Source organism: Nodosilinea sp. LEGE 07298 (assembly GCF_015207265.1).
In the GTDB taxonomy this organism is placed as follows: Bacteria; Cyanobacteriota; Cyanobacteriia; order Phormidesmidales; family Phormidesmidaceae; genus Nodosilinea.
This window is the reverse complement of sequence record NZ_JADEXE010000569.1, coordinates 1-1508: the sequence shown is the minus strand read 5'-3', so window position 1 is coordinate 1508 and position 1508 is coordinate 1. Positions and strand designations below refer to the sequence as shown.

The 1508-nt window shown below is 52.4% G+C and carries 1 protein-coding gene; it reads left to right on the top strand.

The window, feature by feature from the left end; all coding sequences use genetic code 11:
* A partial coding sequence (locus tag IQ273_RS33095) for a DUF4231 domain-containing protein (RefSeq protein WP_194027305.1) occupies nucleotides 1-1308 on the top strand: 1308 nt, incomplete at its 5' end.
* Nucleotides 1309-1508: the final 200 nt, after the last annotated feature.

The window sequence follows — 1508 nt, the reverse complement described above, 5'->3', positions numbered from 1 at the left end:
CCCCCAGAGCCCCCCAATTCTCTGCCTGCCCCCGATCACAATGCGGCTTCTCCGAGCTTGCTCAACAGTGCCTATGAGAGGTATCGAGTCTATAGCCAAAATGCCACCCGATCTCAGGAGCGGTTTCTTTTTACTGAGCGACTGATTACACTCTTAGCGCTGTTAGTTGTGGTCTTGGCGGTAGCTCATCCCGTCATTCTTAGCCAAGTGGCTACGCCTGAAAACCGAGCAGAACTAAACAAACAGCTACCCTTGAGCTTGCTTTTTGGCGAGCCACAGCACGTTGGGTTAGGGGTGCTCAATCTGCTGCTGATCATTCTTCCCATTACGATGACGGCACTACGGGCTTTTGGTGTCAAGTTTGGTAGAGGCGATAACTGGGTGATTTTGCGGGGCAATGCCGAAGCGCTCAAAATGGAAATTTTTTATTACCGCACTCGGGTTAAGCAGTATCAGAGCGATCGCAATACAGAACTAGCCGACAAGATTCAGCAGATTAGCAAACGGTTGAAGGGCAGTATTGTCCACCAGCGGGCTCTATTTCCCTACGAAGACCAAAGACCGACTCGCCTACGGATGGGCGCTGTGTTTTGGGTCGTCGCTCGCTTATCAGCTTTGGTGCATCGGCTAGCCAATCAGGTTTGGAAGTTTTTGTTTGCGATCGAAGAAGAAGCCGACAGTTTGCCTAAAGACCCCGATCGCACCTCTGACTTAGACCCAGAGAGCTATATTAAGTACCGCTTAGAAGATCAGTTTGACTGGTATCGGCGCAAGGCCCGCAGCTACGATCGCCAGCACCAAATTTTGCAGACCAGTGTTTATATTTTTGGTGGCTTTGGCACCCTGCTGGCCGCGATCGGGTTTCAAAGTTGGGTTGCGGTGACGGCGGCCCTAGCCGCTGCATTGGTCAACTACCTAGAGTATCGCCGGGTAGAGGTTACGCTCATGGGTTATAACCAGTCTGCCGATGCGCTCTACGATATTCGCACCTGGTGGTACTCGCTCTCGGCCACCGAGCAAGCGAGCTTCAAAAACTTTGAAAAGCTTGTAGTCAGTACCGAAGAGACCATTCGCAGTGAACACAACGGCTGGCTGCAAGACATGCAAGATCGGCTGACCGATCTCTACGAAGCTAAACGAAAGCACCAGGCCTCGGTGCCCCTGGTGGGTGGGGCAGACACCCAATCTGTAGAGGCTTTGCTTAAGGAAAAGGCTGTGCCCGAGTCGCTGCCTGAGATCAAACCCGATCTGCTGCAACCCCACCCAGAAATTCCTCCCGATCCCAATACCCAGCCCTCAACCCCTTGAGGCTGTTTATCGCACTACCTATCGTCAGAACTGTAGATAAATAAGGTCTCGCCAAGTAGCTTTCAAGGTACTGGCATCGTTAGTCGTAACAGCGCCTATTTGGGCTAGGAGTAGGCGCTGTTCTAGACAATCGAGGCGCGACAGACGAACGGTAGACGCAACTCGTAGCCCACTTCGTTGCCAGTCTTGCAAAGCTACGT